This is a genomic window from Streptomyces sp. E2N166, from assembly GCF_003671715.1.
In the GTDB taxonomy this organism is placed as follows: domain Bacteria; phylum Actinomycetota; class Actinomycetes; order Streptomycetales; family Streptomycetaceae; genus Streptomyces; species Streptomyces thinghirensis.
In genome coordinates this window covers 1,322,141-1,337,449 of the sequence record NZ_RAIF01000006.1, presented here as the reverse complement: position 1 = coordinate 1,337,449, position 15,309 = coordinate 1,322,141, and the positions used below count along the sequence as shown (strand labels likewise).

Sequence of the window (15,309 nt, the reverse complement as noted above, 5' to 3'; positions counted from 1 at the left end):
GCCCACCCGCGCGGGGCTTCGCGCGGCGGAGCAGCGCGCGGAACTGATCGAGCATCTCGACAACGCGGTGCGGCACGGCCTCAACACCGTGATCTTCCAGGTGCGTCCCACGGCCGACGCGCTGTGGCCGTCGGCGTACGAGCCGTGGTCGGAGTACCTGTCCGGCAGCCAGGGCCGCGACCCGGGCTGGGACCCACTGGGCACCGCCGTGCAGGAGGCCCACGCCCGCGGCCTGGAGCTGCACGCCTGGTTCAACCCGTACCGCGTCGCCACGCACGACGACCCGGCCCGCCTCGTGCCGTCCCACCCCGGGCGCAAGAACCCGGGATGGGTCGTGCCGTACGGCGGGAAGCTCTACTACAACCCGGGACTGCCCGAGGTCCGGTCCTTCGTCCAGGACGCGATGATGGACGCGGTGGGGAAGTACGCCGTGGACGGCGTCCACTTCGACGACTACTTCTACCCGTATCCGGTGGCGGGCCAGAGCTTCGACGACGGCGGGACCTACAGCACCTTCGGCAGCGGCTTCGCCACCAGGGCCGCCTGGCGGCGGGACAACATCGACCTGCTGGTGCGCGAGACCGCGGAGCGGGTCAAGAAGGTCCGGCCGGCCGCCCGGTTCGGGGTCAGCCCGTTCGGGGTGTGGCGCAACGCCGCCACCGACGCGAAGGGCTCGGACACCAGGGCGGGCGTACAGACCTACGACGACCTGCACGCGGACACCCGCAAGTGGGTGCGCGAGGGCTGGCTCGACTACATCGTGCCGCAGCTGTACTGGAACATCGGCCTGGACGCCGCCGACTACGCGAAGCTGCTCCCCTGGTGGGCGGAGGTGGCCAAGGGCAGCCGGACCGAGTTGTACGCGGGTGAGGCCCTGTACAAGGCGGGTGACCCGGCGCAGCCCGCCGCGTGGCAGGACCCCGCCGAACTGTCCCGGCACCTCACGCTGGCCCGGCAGCACCCCGAGGTGCGCGGGCACGTCTTCTTCTCCGCGAAGGAAGTGGCGGAGGACCGGATCGGGGCGATGGCGCGGGTGAGTGCCGACCACTACGCGCGGGCGGCCGGCACCTCCCGCGGGAACGGGTAGGACCGGCGCCGGCTACAGCTGGATCTCCCTGTGCCGGATTTCGGAGTCGGGGCCGGGCGAGCACACCGCCTCGTGCCCGTCCTCGAACCGGACCCGGTACGGGGGTGCGCCTTCCTTGCCCATGACTTCGACGATTTCCGCGACCTTGTCGTGCTCACCGACAACCCGGCCGTGCTGGATCAGCTGATCGCCCTTGGTTGCTCGCATGTGTGAGGCCTCCTCACCTGTGTGCCGCAGGGCAGGCCCTACCCCCGGGCCCGCTGGGTGACCGCGATGCAGATCAGTACCGCCGCGGCCGTCAGCGGGGCGGCCACCGTCAGGTGCTCGCCCAGGAGAAGTACCGACCACACCAGTGTGAGCAGCGGTTGGGCCAGTTGCAACTGGCTGGCCTTGGGGATGCCGATGGCCGCCATGCCCCGGTACCAGACGACCAGGCCCAGGAACTGCGAGCCCGCCGCCACCCACAGCAGCCCGGTCACGCTGTGCGCCGTCAGGTGCACCGGCTCGAAGGACAGGGCCACGGCGGCCATCGGCACGGTCAGCGGCACGCACAGCACCAGCGCCCAGCCGATGACCTGCCAGCCCGGCATCACCCGGGCCAGCCGGCCGCCCTCGGTGTAGCCGGCCGCGCACACCAACAGGGCCCCGAAGAGATACGCGTCGGCCGTGGTCAGGGCGCCGCCGCTCTGCTGCACCGTGAAGGCGAGCACGGCCGCCGCACCCGCCAGGGCCGCGATCCAGAAGGTGCGCGAGGGGCGGGTGCCCAGACGCAGCGCGGACAGCAGCGCGGTGGTCAGCGGGAGCAGGCCCACCACGACGGCGGCGTGCGCGGTGGTGGAGGTCTGCAGGGCGAGCGTGGTCAGCAGCGGGAAGCCGAGGACGACGCCGCCGCCCACCACCGCGAGACCGAACCAGTGCCGCCGCTCGGGAAGCGGCACCCTCCCCCGCGCTCGGCTTCGCTCGCGCGGGGGGACCCCCACCGCCAGCAGGCAGCCGCCCGCGATCACCGCGGCGAGGACGCTGCGCACGGCGATCAGGGACCAGGGGCCGAAGCCCTCCAGACCCCAGGCGGTGGCGGGGAAGGTGAGGGAGAAGGCGACGACACCCACGGCTGCCTGAAGGGTGCCGAGCGGGCCGGTGCCGGACGAGCCGGTGCCGACTGTGGTGCCCGGACCGTCGACTGCTATCGCTGTCGAGGTGGTAGCGCTACTCTGTGCTCTCATGCATGAGCGTAGCAGTGTCGCTGACCTGGCGAACCAGCTGCGGCGGGAGCTCGACCGCTACTCGCCCGGTGAAAAGCTCCCGTCCAGCCGGGCCCTCGTCGACCGGTTCCGGGTGAGCCCGGTGACCGTCTCCCGCGCCCTGGCGCAGCTGGCCGCCGAGGGGCTGGTGGTCACCCGGCCCGGCGCCGGGGCCTTCCGCGCTCGGCAACGCGAGTCGGCCGTGTCCTCCGGGGACACCTCGTGGCAGGAGGTCGCGCTCAGCGCCGACGGTGCCGCCGACCTCGTACCGCGCTCGGTGGACGCCTCCGGAGTCCTGGTCTCGCTGGCCGCGCCACCGCCCGGCGTCGTGGAGTTCAACGGCGGCTACCTGCACACGTCGCTGCAGCCGGAGCGGGCGATGGCGGCGGCCCTGTCCCGGGCCGGGCGGCGCCCCGGTGCGTGGGGCAGGCCGCCGATGGAGGGACTGCCGGAACTGCGGGAGTGGTTCGCTCGCAGCGTCGGCGGGGCGATCACGGCGGCGGAGGTGCTGATCACCGCGGGCGGCCAGTCCGCGCTGACCACCGCCCTGCGCGCCCTCGCGCCGCCCGGTACCGCCGTCCTCGTCGAGTCCCCGACGTACCCCGGCATGCTGGCCATCGCGCGGGCGGCCGGGCTGCGCCCGGTGCCGGTCCCCGTGGACGCGGACGGTGTGCGGCCGGCCCTGCTCGCCGACGCCTTCCGGGCGACCGGCGCCCGCGTCTTCGTCTGCCAGCCCTTGTTCCAGAACCCGACCGGTGCCGTGCTCGCCCCCGAGCGGCGCGGCGAGGTGCTGCGCATCGCCCGCGCGGCCGGCGCCTTCGTCGTCGAGGACGACTTCGTACGGCGGCTGGTGCACGAGGACTCGGGCCCGCTGCCCGCCCCGCTCGCCGCCGACGACCCGGACGGCGTCGTCGTCCACGTCTGCTCGCTGACCAAGGCGACCTCGCCCAGCTTCCGGGTCAGCGCCCTGGCCGCGCGCGGACCGGTGCTGGAGCGGCTGCGGGCCATCCAGGTCGTCGACACCTTCTTCGTGCCCCGGCCCCTCCAGGAGGCGGCGCTGGAACTCGTCGGCTCGCCCGCCTGGCCGCGCCATCTGCGCGCCGTCTCGGCGGAGCTGAAGGTCCGCCGGGACGCGATGACCTCCGCCCTGCGACTGCACCTGCCCGAGGTGTCCCTGCCCCACATCCCCTCCGGCGGCTACCACCTGTGGCTGCGCCTGCCCGAGGGCACCGACGAGTCGGCGCTCACCTCGGCGGCCCTGCGGGCGGGCGTCGCGATCACCCCGGGCCGCCCGTACTTCAGTGCCGAGCCCCCGGCCGCCCATCTCCGGCTCAGCTTCGCGGCGGTCGGCGGCGTCGGGGAGATCGCGGAAGGGGTACGGCGCCTGCGCTCGGCCTGCGCGGAGGTGCGCGGCGGACGTCCATAAAGGGTCGACGCGGCCTCACCGCCGCTGCGAGCATCCCGGCATGACGGCGACACCACCCCTCCCCGAGGGCTACGAGATCTCCACCGACCCGCACCGGATCGACGCCGGGCGCGTGCACCACTGGCTGTCCACCGACGCGTACTGGGCGCTCGGTCGGACCCGGGAGAAGCAGGACCGGGCGATCGGGGGCTCGCTCAACTTCGGGGTCTACGACGCGGTGTCCGGGGAGCAGGTGGCCTACGCCCGAGTCGTCACCGACCGGGCGACCTTCGCCTGGCTGTGCGACGTGTACGTCGACCCCTCGGTACGCGCCAAGGGCCTCGGTACGGCACTGGTCGCGGCCGTGCGCGAGCACCTGCTGCCGGACGGGTTGCGGCGCATCCTGCTGGCCACGCACGACGCGCACGGCGTCTACGAGAAGCTCGGCTTCACGGCGCTGGACCGCCCCGACCAGTGGATGGCGCTCGCCTTCGGCCGGTGAGCCGTGGCGCACCCTGGGTAACCCACAGGTACACCTCTTGACCTGCGCACCTCCGGACAGCACCATCACCGCATGGCGCTTCGGGTCACGTTCGTCGCGGCCGCACGCAGCTCACCGCTGCTCGCGGAGCGTTTCGACGACGACCGGCCGCTGGACCAGGCGGGCTGGGACGAGGTGCTGCGCGCCGCGGGCGATCTGCTGCCGCTCGCGGCGTCCGAGCTGCGCTACTGCTCGCCCACGCCCCGCAGCCGTGCCACCGGCGACGCCATCGGCTTCGCGCCGCTGGTGCAACTCGCCCTGCGGGAGTGCGACATGGGCCGCTGGCGCGGGCTGACCCTCGGCGAGGCCATGGCCCGGGAGCCGGCGGCGGTGGACGCCTGGCTCGCCGACCCGCGGACGGCCCCGCACGGCGGGGAGTCGCTGCTGGCCTTCATCACCAGGGTCGGCGGCTGGCTCGACACCCGTCCCGGCGGGGACGGCGACCGCATCGTCGCCGTGGCCGAGCCGTCCGTGATCCGGGCCGCGCTGGTCTACGCGTTGAAGGCGCCGCCCGCGACGTACTGGAACCTGGACGTGCGCCCCCTGTCGACGACCACCGTCACGGGCTGCGCGGGCCGCTGGAACCTTCGCTTCGAAGGGGCGCCCGCCTAGGGCATCCGGCTGTCACCCGTCTCACGGGTGTGGTCCGTGGTGAGCAGCAGGTCCTTCGCCGGGCCGCCCACCCGCCACACCGTCCGCCAGTGGTCGCCGTCCCGGACGGTGAACTCGCCGCGGTAGAGGTCGGCGGCGCACGGGTGGTCGGCCACGTGGTGCCCCGAGGACAGGTCCAGGCCGTGGAAGGGCCTGCCGTCCGCGAAACGCACCTCGGCGGTGCCCGGCGTCGCCCCCGGTTCGTAGCGCAGCGTCCGCTCGGCGGGGCGGGTCACGCCCTGCCAGGTGAAGGCTCCGGACTCCCGGCTCAGCAGACCGCCGCCGGCGAGCGCGTCGAAGGCGGTGGCCCCCTCGAAGAGACCCTCCGCGCCGCTCGCCAGATCCCGCACCGTCCGCCGGGTGCGCCACCGGCCCGCGAGATACGCCAGCACATCCGGCACCGGCCACAACTCGCCCATTTCCACCCGCTTTCCGCCCCCGGACCACTGGTTGCCGCGCGACCCATTGACGCGCCTCCGCCCCCTCCCTATCTTGCCGTTCGAAGTGCTGACCAATGTCCGATATTTCGAACGATCTAGTGAGAGCCGCGGAGTATCCATGTCACGCACCCGCTGGAGACTCGGTCTCAGCGTCACCGCCCTCCTGACGGCTTCCGCCCTGCTGCCGTCCCCGGCACACGCGGAGGCCGTCACCGACTACACGATCACCGTCGACCCGTCCGCCGAGGGCGCCGCGATCGACGACGCGATGTACGGCGTCTTCTACGAGGACATCAACCGTGCCGCCGACGGCGGCCTGTACGCCGAACTCGTGCAGAACCGGTCCTTCGAGTACTCCACCGCCGACAACGCCTCGTACACCCCGCTCACCTCCTGGGCGGCCGAGGGCGCGGCGCAGGTCGTGAACGACGACGGCCGCCTCAACGAGCGCAACCGCAACTACCTCTCCCTGGGGGCCGGTTCCTCCGTCGCCAACGCCGGATACAACACCGGTATCCGGGTGGAGAAGGGCGAGAAGTACGACTTCTCGGTGTGGGCCCGCGCCGAGAGCGGCACCACCCTCACCGTCACCCTCCGGGACGCCGCGGGCGCGCTCGCCAAGGTCCGCCAGGTCGCCGCCAAGGGGGAGTGGCGCAAGTACACCGCCACCTTCACGGCGACCCGCACCAGCAGCCGCGGCCGCCTCGCCGTCGCCACCACCGCCCCCGCCGCCCTCGACATGGTGTCCCTCTTCCCCCGCGACACTTACAGGCACCAGTCCAACGGCCTGCGCAAGGATCTCGCCGAGAGGATCGAGGCCCTCGACCCCGGCTTCCTGCGCTTCCCCGGCGGCTGCCTGGTCAACACCGGCTCCATGGAGGACTACAGCGAGGCGAGCGGCTGGCAGCGCGAACGCAGCTACCAGTGGAAGGACACCGTCGGCCCGGTCGAGGAGCGCGCCACCAACGCCAACTTCTGGGGCTACAACCAGAGCTACGGCCTCGGCTACTACGAGTACTTCCGATTCGCCGAGGACATCGGCGCCATGCCGCTGCCCGTCGTGCCCGCCCTGGTCACCGGCTGCGGCCAGAACAAGGCCACCGACGACGACGCGCTGCTGGAGCGGCACATCCAGGACACCCTTGACCTCATCGAGTTCGCCAACGGCCCCCGCACCAGTGAGTGGGGCGGTGTGCGCGCCGAGATGGGCCACCCGAAGCCCTTCCACCTCACCCACATCGGCGTAGGCAACGAGGAGAACCTCCCCCGGGAGTTCATGACCCGCTTCAAGCGGTTCCGCGCCGCCATCGAGGCGAGGTATCCCGACATCACCGTCGTCTCCAACTCCGGCCCGGACGACTCCGGCACCACCTTCGACACCGCCTGGCAGCTGAACCGCGAGGCCGGCGTCGACATGGTCGACGAGCACTACTACAACAGCCCGCAGTGGTTCCTCCAGAACAACGACCGCTACGACTCGTACGACCGGAACGGCCCCAAGGTCTTCCTCGGCGAGTACGCCTCCCAGGGCAACGCCTGGAAGAACGCGCTGTCCGAGGCCGCCTTCATGACCGGCCTCGAACGCAACGCGGACATCGTCAAGCTCGCCTCCTACGCCCCGCTGCTCGCCAACGAGGACTACGTGCAGTGGAGCCCGGACATGATCTGGTTCAACAACCACGCGTCCTGGAACTCGGCCAACTACGAGGTCCAGAAGCTCTTCATGAACAACACCGGCGACCGGGTCGTCCCCTCGTCGGCGACCGGCACACCGGCCGTCAGCGGCCCGATCACCGGCGCCGTCGGCCTGTCGACCTGGGCGACCAGCGCGGCGTACGACGACGTGAAGGTGACGTCGGCGGACGGGAAGACCCTCCTGGCCGACGGCTTCTCCGGTGACGCCGCGCAGTGGACCCACTCGGGCACCGGCAGCTGGACCGTCCAGGACGGCGCATACGTCCAGACGGACGCCGCCGCCGAGAACACCCTGGTCACGGCGGGCGACCCGACCTGGCAGAACTACGACCTGCATGTGACGGCCACCAAGAAGTCCGGCAAGGAGGGGTTCCTCGTCGCCTTCGGCGTCAAGGACACCGGCAACTACTACTGGTGGAACCTGGGCGGCTGGAACAACACCCAGTCCGCCGTCGAGCAGGCCTCGGACGGCGGCAAGTCGACGCTCGTCTCCAAGGCCGGCTCCATCGAGACGGGCCGCGCCTACGACATCGACATCAAGGTGCGGGGCCGCCAGGTGACCCTCTACCTCGACGGCGAGGAGTGGGGCAGCTTCACCGACGACAAGCCGGCCGAGCCGTTCCGCCAGATCGTCACCGAGGACGCGCGGACCGGCGAGCTGATCGTCAAGGTCGTCAACGCCCAGGACACGGCGGCCCGCACCGCCGTCGACCTCGGCGGCGCCAAGGTCGCCTCCAAGGCCCGCGTCACCACGCTGGCCGCCGACCCGGAGGCGGTCAACACCGAGACGGACACACCGGTCACCCCGGTGCGGTCGACCTTCTCGGGAGCGGCGAGCGAGTTCACCTACACCTTCCCGGCGAACTCGGTGACGTTCCTGCGGATCAGACAGCGGTAGATCCCGACCCGGGGCGGCCGCGTCAGCCTGCGCGGTCGCCCCGGCCCCGAACCGGCGCGCCCCTTACCCGCGGCACAGGACGCACCCGTCCCGGTACGGCAGCGCGCTCAGTGCCCGGTGCCGTGCGCAGGGGGCGTGGAGCGGTGATTGGCATTGAAGCGCGCCTTCTTCTGACGATTGCCGCACGTGTTCATGTCGCACCATCTGCGGGTGCGGCTCCGGCTGGTGTCGAAGAAGGCGGCTCGGCAGGTCGGTGAGGCGCACAAGGCCAGCCTTCCGTCCCGTTCGCCCGAGATGACGCTGATCGCGTCGGCGGCGATCACGCTGAGGGCGTCTTCCACGCCGGAAGCCGGGCTGAGCCGCCACTGCCGCTCGCCCTCGGGCGTCAGGATGGCCGCGGCCCGGCCCTGGGCGCTGCGGTCATTGATGACGTGGACAGCGGCCGCGGGGAGGGCGTCCCGGACCGCGGCCGCTGTCGCGGCGGCGTGGATCGACTCCCTCAGTTCCCGGGCCAGGCCGAGCTGGGCAGTGGTGCAGGAGTCCACGGCGAGGCCGTACACGGCCAGCCAGTCGACGAGCCGGTGCGGCACGGGAATCCGCTCCACTGCGTCGCCGTGACGCTCCGACAGAGTCCCCGTGAAGCTGGTCGCCAGCACCGAACCGAGGCGGAAGTCAGGGTAGTCGGCACGCATGGAACCACCATAGCTGGTTGCGACGTGACTCGGAGGGCTGCTAGAACCGTCTTAGCCGGTTCCACGAAGCCAGGAGGTCTCATGCCCCGCCCAAGCGGCGACGTGCAAGCATTCGAAGCCCACGCGACCGACGCCGACCTCGACGATCTGCGCGCGCGACTGGCCGCGGCGCGGCTGCCGGAGGCTGAGACGGTCCATGGCGCCGGTCCCGGCTCGCGCCGATGGGGGCAGGGCGTTCCTCTCGCCGATCTCGTCGATGTCGTGAACTACTGGCGCACCGGGTACGACTGGCGGTCGTTCGAGGCGCGCCTCAACCGGATCGGCCAGTTCCGCACGACCATTGACGGTCTGGGGATCCACTTCCTGCACCGCCGGTCCGTGCGCGCGGATGCCACTCCTTTGGTCCTGACACACGGCTGGCCGGGCAGCATCGCCGAGTTCACCGATGTGGTGGACGAGCTGGCGGATCCGAAGGATGTGGACTCGCCGGCGTTCCACGTCGTGGTCCCGTCGCTGCCGGGCTTCGGGTACAGCGACAAGCCGGCCACCACCGGGTGGGGAACGGAGAAGATCGCGGCCGCATGGGTCGAACTGATGGGAAGGCTCGGCTACGGCGAGTTCGTGGCCCACGGCGGTGACTGGGGAGGCAATATCACCACGGTCCTCGGCGGCAGGTTCCCGGCACACGTTCTCGGCATCCACACCACGTTCGCGGAGGCCCCGCCCGGGTTGACGACGGACGGGCTGACGGCGATCGAGCGCCGGTGGACCGAGGAAACCCGCGATTTCTGGCAACACCGCGCGGCGTACGCGAAGCAGCAGGCGACCCGGCCGCAGACCATCGGGTACTCACTCGTCGACTCCCCGGTCGGGCTTCTTGCCTGGATCCTCGACAAGTTCGCCGAGTGGTCGGACACCGAGGACAGCCCGTTCGAGACGCTCTCCAGGGACCGCGTTCTCGACGACGTCACCCTGTACTGGCTGACGCGGACCGGCGCGTCGGCGGCCCGCATCTACTACGAAAGCCACAACTCACTCGACCCCGAACTCCGGGTCGACGTCCCGTCGGCGATCACTATGTACCCCCGCGACATCGAGAAGAGCCCGCGCGCCTGGGCGCGGGAGAGGTACCGCCGGATCGTCCGCTGGAGGTCACCCGAGGCCGGGGGGCATTTCCCGTCGCTGGAGGTCCCCCGCTATTTCGTCGAAGACCTGCGGGAGGGCCTCGCGGAGGTACTGGCCGCCCATCGGTGAACACGGCTGGGTGACCGGCTGCCGAGGGCCGGCGGGAGCGGATTGCATAAACGTGCAGCGATACGTATAGTCATGCCATCGAAGAGGAGGATGTCATGGCGGTACGTGCGGCGGTGGCCGGAGCGAGTGGGTATGCGGGCGGTGAGCTGCTGCGTCTGCTCCTCGCGCACCCCGAGGTCGAGATCGGCGCCCTGACCGGCAACTCCAACGCGGGACAGCGGCTCGGCGCGCTGCAGCCGCAGCTGCTGCCGCTGGCCGACCGGGTCCTGCAGGCGACGGCGCCCGAGGTGCTGGCCGGGCACGATGTCGTCTTCCTCGCGCTGCCGCACGGCCAGTCCGCCGCCGTCGCCGAGCAGCTCGGGCCGGACGTGCTGGTCGTGGACATGGGTGCCGACTTCCGGCTGAAGGACGCCGGTGACTGGGAGCGGTTCTACGGTTCTCCGCACGCCGGCACCTGGCCCTACGGCCTGCCCGAACTGCCGGGTGCCCGCGCCGCGCTGGAGGGGTCCAGGCGCGTCGCGGTGCCCGGTTGCTACCCGACCGCCGTGTCCCTGGCGCTCTTCCCGGCATACGCCGCCTCGCTCGCCGAGCCCGAGGCCGTGATCGTCGCCGCCTCCGGCACCTCCGGCGCGGGTAAGGCGGCCAAGCCGCACCTGCTGGGCAGCGAGGTGATGGGCTCCATGTCACCGTACGGCGTCGGGGGTCTGCACCGGCACACTCCCGAGATGATGCAGAACCTCGGCGCGGTGGCGGGCGAACCGGTCACCGTCTCGTTCACGCCGACCCTCGCGCCGATGCCCCGCGGCATCCTCGCCACCTGCACCGCCAAGGCGAAGCCCGGCGTCACCGCCGAGTCCGTCCGCGCCGCCTACGAGAAGGCCTTCGCCGACGAGCCCTTCGTGCACCTGCTGCCCGAGGGCCAGTGGCCGGCGACCGCGTCCGTCTACGGTTCCAACGCCGTTCAGATCCAGGTCGCGTACGACGCCGCCGCAAGCCGCATCATCGCCATCAGCGCCATCGACAACCTGGCCAAGGGCACCGCGGGCGGTGCCGTCCAGAGCATGAACATCGCCCTGGGTCTCGACGAGGCCACCGGACTGACGACGATCGGAGTCGCGCCGTGAGTGTGACGGCAGCAAAGGGGTTCACGGCGGCCGGTATCGCCGCCGGGATCAAGGACAGCGGAAACCCGGACCTGGCCCTCGTGGTCAACACCGGCCCCCGCCGCGCCGCCGCGGGCGTCTTCACCTCCAACCGCGTCAAGGCCGCGCCGGTGCTCTGGTCCGAGCAGGTGCTGAAGGGCGGGCAGGTGTCCGCCGTCGTCCTGAACTCGGGCGGCGCCAACGCCTGCACCGGGCCCAAGGGCTTCCAGGACACCCACGCGACCGCCGAGAAGGCCGCCGAGGTGCTCGGCACCGGCGCCGGAGAGGTCGCCGTCTGCTCCACCGGGCTCATCGGCGTACTGCTTCCCATGGACAAGCTGCTGCCGGGCGTCGAGACCGCCGCCGGTCAGCTGTCCGAGCACGGTGGTGAGAAGGCCGCCATCGCCATCAAGACCACCGACACCGTGCACAAGACGTCCGTCGTGACCAAGGACGGCTGGACCGTCGGCGGCATGGCCAAGGGCGCCGGCATGCTCGCGCCGGGCCTCGCCACCATGCTCGTCGTCCTCACCACCGACGCCGACCTCGGCACCGAGGTGCTCGACCGCGCCCTGCGCGACGCCACCCGGGTCACCTTCGACCGCGTCGACTCCGACGGCTGCATGTCCACCAACGACACGGTGCTGCTGCTCGCCTCGGGTGCTGCCGGGCTGACCCCGGAGTACGAGGCGTTCGCCGAAGCCGTACGCACCGTCTGCGACGACCTCGGGCAGCAGCTCATCCGGGACGCCGAGGGCGCCAGCAAGGACATCAGGGTCGAGGTCGTGAACGCCGCGACCGAGGACGACGCCGTCCAGGTGGGCCGCACCATCGCCCGCAACAACCTCCTCAAGTGCGCCATCCACGGCGAGGACCCCAACTGGGGCCGCGTGCTCTCCGCGATCGGCACCACGTCCGCCGCCTTCGAGCCGGACCGCCTCAACGTCGCCATCAACGGCGTCTGGGTCTGCAAGAACGGCGGCGTCGGCGAGGACCGCGAGCTGGTCGACATGCGCTACCGGGAAGTCCACGTCGTGGCCGACCTCGCCGCCGGCGACGCCACCGCCACCATCTGGACCAACGACCTCACCGCCGACTACGTCCACGAGAACAGCGCGTACAGCTCATGAGCACGACGAGGAAGCACACCGCGCTCCCCAAGGCGCAGATCCTCATCGAGGCGCTGCCCTGGCTGACCCGGCACCACGGCAAGACCGTCGTCATCAAGTTCGGCGGCAACGCCATGGTGGACGAGGACCTGAAGGCCGCCTTCGCCCAGGACGTCGTCTTCCTGCGCCACGCCGGCCTCAAGCCCGTCGTCGTGCACGGCGGCGGCCCGCAGATCAGCCGGGCGCTCGACAAGGCCGGCATCGTCAGCGAGTTCAAGGCCGGCCTGCGCGTCACCACCGAGGACGCCATGGACGTCGTACGGATGGTGCTGGCCGGGCAGGTGCAGCGAGAGCTGGTCGGACTGCTCAACCAGCACGGGCCGTTCGCCGTCGGCCTCACCGGCGAGGACGCGCACACCATCACCGCCACCAGGCACCAGCCCGAGATCGACGGCGAGTTCGTCGACATCGGGCGGGTCGGCGAGATCACCGAGATCGACACCGGCGCCATCGAGGCGCTGCTCGCCGACGGCCGCATCCCGGTCGTCTCGTCGATCGCCCGCTCCCAGGACGACCACCATGTCTACAACGTCAATGCTGATACGGCGGCTGCGGCACTCGCTGCGGCGCTCGGCGCCGAGACTCTCATGGTCCTCACCGACGTCGAGGGCCTCTACGAGGACTGGCCGGACTCCGACGAGGTGATCAGCCGCCTCACCGCCTCCCAGTTGGAGAAACTGCTGCCGGACCTGTCCTCGGGCATGGTGCCGAAGATGGAGGGCTGCCTGCACGCCGTACGCAACGGCGTCACCACCGCCCGCGTCATCGACGGCCGGGTCCAGCACTCGATCCTGCTGGAGATCTTCACCGACGAGGGCATCGGCACGATGGTCGTGCCCGACGAGCAAGAGGGGGATGCCGCATGACCAACCAGGAGCTGACCGCCCGCTGGCAGGGCGCGCTCATGAACAACTACGGCACCCCGCGCCTGCCCCTGGTGGGCGGCGAGGGCTCCCGGCTCCGGGACGCCGACGGCAAGGAGTACCTCGACTTCGTCGGCGGCATCGCGGTCAACGCGCTCGGCCACGCCCATCCGGCCGTGGTGGAGGCGGTGAGCCGGCAGATCGCCTCCCTCGGTCACGTCTCCAACCTCTTCGTCGCCGAGCCGCCCGTCTCCCTCGCCGAACGGCTGCTCCAGCGCTTCGGCCGCGACGGCAAGGTCTACTTCTGCAACTCCGGCGCCGAGGCCAACGAGGGTGCCTTCAAGATCGGCCGGCTGACCGGGCGGCCGCGCATGGTCGCCACCGACGGCGGCTTCCACGGCCGCACCATGGGCGCGCTGGCCCTGACCGGCCAGCCCGGCAAGCGGGAACCGTTCCTGCCGCTGCCCGGCGACGTCACGCACGTGCCGTACGGCGACCCGCAGGCGCTGGCCGCCGCGGTCACCGAGGAGACGGCCCTGGTGATCATCGAGCCGATCCAGGGCGAGAACGGCGTCGTCGTCCCGCCCCCCGGCTACCTGAAGGCCGCCCGCGCCATCACCGCCGCCACCGGCGCGCTGCTCGTCCTGGACGAGGTGCAGACCGGTGTCGGCCGGACCGGGCACTGGTTCGAGTACCAGGCACACGAGGGCGTCCTCCCGGACGTCGTCACCCTCGCCAAGGGCCTCGGCGGCGGACTGCCGCTGGGCGCGACCGTCGCCTTCGGCCGCGCGGCCGAGCTGCTCCAGCCCGGCCAGCACGGCACGACCTTCGGCGGCAACCCGGTCGCCTGCGCCGCCGGACTCGCCGTCCTCGACACCATCGCGGACGAGGGGCTGCTGGACAACGTCAAGCGGCAGAGCGAGAAGCTGCGGGGCGGGGTGGAGGCGCTCGGCCATCCGCTCGTCGGCCACGTCCGGGGGGCGGGACTGCTCCTGGGTATCGTGCTCACCGAGCCGCTCGCCGCTCAGGTGCAGCAGGCGGCTCAGGACGCCGGAATCCTGGTGAACGCGCCCGCACCCGATGTCGTACGGCTGATGCCGGCGCTGAACCTCGGCGACGACGTGGTGGACGCGTTCCTCGGGGCGCTGCCCGGCATCCTTGACCAGGCCGCCGAGGCGGCCCACGGGGACGGACGATCCGGAGAATGAGACGACGATGAGCCATGCGCAGGAGCACGAGCAGACGGCCGGGCCCGCCCTTCCGCAGACCCGCACCGCACGCCACCGCCGGATCGTGGACATCCTCAACCGGCAGGCGGTGCGCTCGCAGAGCCAGCTGGCGAAGCTGCTCGCCGACGACGGGCTGACCGTGACGCAGGCGACGCTCTCCCGGGATCTGGACGAGCTGAACGCGGTGAAGATCCGCAACACCGACGGCGACCTCATCTACGCGGTGCCCAGCGAGGGCGGTTTCCGCACCCCGCGGGCGCCGCTCGGGGGGTCGGCGAAGGAGGAGCGGATGCGGCGGCTCTCGGCGGAGCTGCTGATCTCCGCGGAGGCGTCCGCGAACCTCGTGGTCCTGCGGACCCCTCCGGGGGCGGCGCAGTTCCTCGCCTCGGCGATCGACCAGGCGGAGCTGCACGACATCCTGGGGACGATCGCGGGAGACGACACGCTGATGCTGATCAGCAGGGAGCCTACGGGTGGGCAGGCGCTGGCGGACCATTTGCTGCGGTTGGCTCAGAACGGCCACTGAGCGCCGCGGCGGCTTGTGCCGTAGGCAGGGTGCGGGTGATCGGTGGCCGGTCGCGCAGTTCCCCGCGCCCCCTTCCCCCAGCTGCGGGAGTCGTGCCTCCCTCAGTGCCTGAACGGCCTGCGAGGTACCCCCAGGGTCGGCACGGAGCGGCACGGGCGGGCGGTGGGGCACCTCCCGCTTCGAGCGGAGCCGAGAGTGGGGGAGACACCCCGCCAACGCGGGCGAGTGACACCCCGGTACCTCAGCCGCAGCGCCGTTCGCCACAAGGCGCCGTTCACCCCAGCCACCCCGCCAGACCCCCCGTGCACCGCACCTCGTCCCCCGCAGTCACCAACAGCCCCTCGACCCCGTCCAGGGACTCCAGCCACCGCAACCCCTCCCGCGACCCCATCGCGAACGCCGCCGTCGCCCAGCAGTCCGCCCACGTCAGCCGTGGCGCCACCACCGTCACCGCCACCAGGTCGGTCACCGCGGAG

The 15,309-nt window shown here is 71.7% G+C and carries 16 protein-coding genes; 11 read left to right on the top strand and 5 right to left on the bottom strand.

Annotated elements, in window-relative coordinates; all coding sequences use genetic code 11:
* Positions 1–1,087: family 10 glycosylhydrolase (locus EBH09_RS06485; RefSeq protein WP_121745984.1), on the top strand; the 1,087-nt coding region annotated here is incomplete at its 5' end.
* Positions 1,088–1,099: 12 nt separating this feature from the next.
* On the opposite strand, the gene EBH09_RS06480 is transcribed toward EBH09_RS06485, so the two are convergent.
* Together EBH09_RS06480 and EBH09_RS06475 are read right to left on the bottom strand one after the other, a co-directional pair.
* The gene (locus EBH09_RS06480; RefSeq protein WP_019325174.1) at positions 1,100–1,294 is read right to left on the bottom strand and encodes a DUF1918 domain-containing protein; all 195 of its coding nucleotides are present in this window, start codon (positions 1,292–1,294) and stop codon (positions 1,100–1,102) included.
* 38 nt (positions 1,295–1,332) lie between these two features.
* A complete protein-coding gene (locus EBH09_RS06475; protein WP_121745983.1) occupies positions 1,333–2,310 on the bottom strand; it encodes a DMT family transporter in 978 nt (325 codons plus the stop codon).
* On the opposite strand from EBH09_RS06475, the gene EBH09_RS06470 reads away from it, so the two are divergent.
* From EBH09_RS06470 to EBH09_RS06460, 3 genes are all read left to right on the top strand, one after another.
* Positions 2,309–3,754, top strand: a complete 1,446-nt coding sequence (locus tag EBH09_RS06470; RefSeq protein WP_121745982.1) for a PLP-dependent aminotransferase family protein — start codon at positions 2,309–2,311, stop codon at positions 3,752–3,754. The genes EBH09_RS06475 and EBH09_RS06470 overlap by 2 nt on opposite strands.
* 40 nt (positions 3,755–3,794) lie before the next feature.
* A complete protein-coding gene (locus EBH09_RS06465) occupies positions 3,795–4,235 on the top strand; it encodes a GNAT family N-acetyltransferase (protein WP_121745981.1) in 441 nt (146 codons plus the stop codon).
* 72 nt (positions 4,236–4,307) lie between these two features.
* Entirely contained in the window at positions 4,308–4,886 is a 579-nt protein-coding gene (locus EBH09_RS06460) for a histidine phosphatase family protein (protein WP_121745980.1), read from the top strand.
* Here the strand turns inward: EBH09_RS06460 and EBH09_RS06455 are convergent.
* Positions 4,883–5,344, bottom strand: a complete 462-nt coding sequence (locus EBH09_RS06455; RefSeq protein ID WP_193776136.1) for a DUF6314 family protein — start codon at positions 5,342–5,344, stop codon at positions 4,883–4,885. The two genes, EBH09_RS06460 and EBH09_RS06455, sit on opposite strands and share 4 nt — an antisense overlap.
* A 139-nt stretch (positions 5,345–5,483) precedes the next feature.
* Here EBH09_RS06455 and EBH09_RS06450 point away from each other — a divergent pair, with 139 nt between their 5' ends.
* A complete protein-coding gene (locus EBH09_RS06450) occupies positions 5,484–7,958 on the top strand; it encodes an alpha-L-arabinofuranosidase C-terminal domain-containing protein (RefSeq protein WP_121745978.1) in 2,475 nt (824 codons plus the stop codon).
* A 107-nt stretch (positions 7,959–8,065) separates the two neighbouring features.
* Here EBH09_RS06450 and EBH09_RS06445 read toward each other — a convergent pair whose 3' ends face one another.
* Positions 8,066–8,650 (bottom strand): CGNR zinc finger domain-containing protein, encoded by a 585-nt coding sequence (locus EBH09_RS06445; protein ID WP_121745977.1) that lies wholly within the window; start codon positions 8,648–8,650, stop codon positions 8,066–8,068.
* 81 nt (positions 8,651–8,731) lie between these two features.
* Between EBH09_RS06445 and EBH09_RS06440 the strand changes: the two genes are divergently transcribed.
* From EBH09_RS06440 to EBH09_RS06415, 6 genes are all read left to right on the top strand, one after another.
* Complete coding sequence (locus EBH09_RS06440; protein WP_121745976.1) at positions 8,732–9,904, top strand: epoxide hydrolase; 1,173 nt, start codon at positions 8,732–8,734, stop codon at positions 9,902–9,904.
* Between the two features lie 95 nt (positions 9,905–9,999).
* A complete protein-coding gene (gene argC, locus EBH09_RS06435; protein WP_121745975.1) occupies positions 10,000–11,028 on the top strand; it encodes an N-acetyl-gamma-glutamyl-phosphate reductase in 1,029 nt (342 codons plus the stop codon).
* Positions 11,025–12,176 (top strand): bifunctional glutamate N-acetyltransferase/amino-acid acetyltransferase ArgJ, encoded by a 1,152-nt coding sequence (argJ, locus tag EBH09_RS06430; RefSeq protein WP_121745974.1) that lies wholly within the window; start codon positions 11,025–11,027, stop codon positions 12,174–12,176. The genes argC and argJ overlap by 4 nt, the downstream gene beginning before the upstream one ends.
* Positions 12,173–13,081 (top strand): acetylglutamate kinase, encoded by a 909-nt coding sequence (gene argB / locus EBH09_RS06425; RefSeq protein WP_121745973.1) that lies wholly within the window; start codon positions 12,173–12,175, stop codon positions 13,079–13,081. The genes argJ and argB overlap by 4 nt, the downstream gene beginning before the upstream one ends.
* On the top strand, positions 13,078–14,286 hold the full coding sequence (locus tag EBH09_RS06420; RefSeq protein WP_121745972.1) for an acetylornithine transaminase: 1,209 nt from the start codon (positions 13,078–13,080) through the stop codon (positions 14,284–14,286). The genes argB and EBH09_RS06420 overlap by 4 nt, the downstream gene beginning before the upstream one ends.
* A 7-nt stretch (positions 14,287–14,293) precedes the next feature.
* Positions 14,294–14,833 carry an arginine repressor gene (locus EBH09_RS06415; RefSeq protein WP_121745971.1) on the top strand — a complete coding sequence of 180 codons (540 nt, stop codon included), beginning with the start codon at positions 14,294–14,296 and terminating at the stop codon, positions 14,831–14,833.
* A gap of 274 nt (positions 14,834–15,107) precedes the next feature.
* Here EBH09_RS06415 and EBH09_RS06410 read toward each other — a convergent pair.
* Positions 15,108–15,309 (bottom strand): FAD:protein FMN transferase (locus EBH09_RS06410; protein WP_193776135.1); only part of this gene is annotated, 202 nt, incomplete at its 5' end.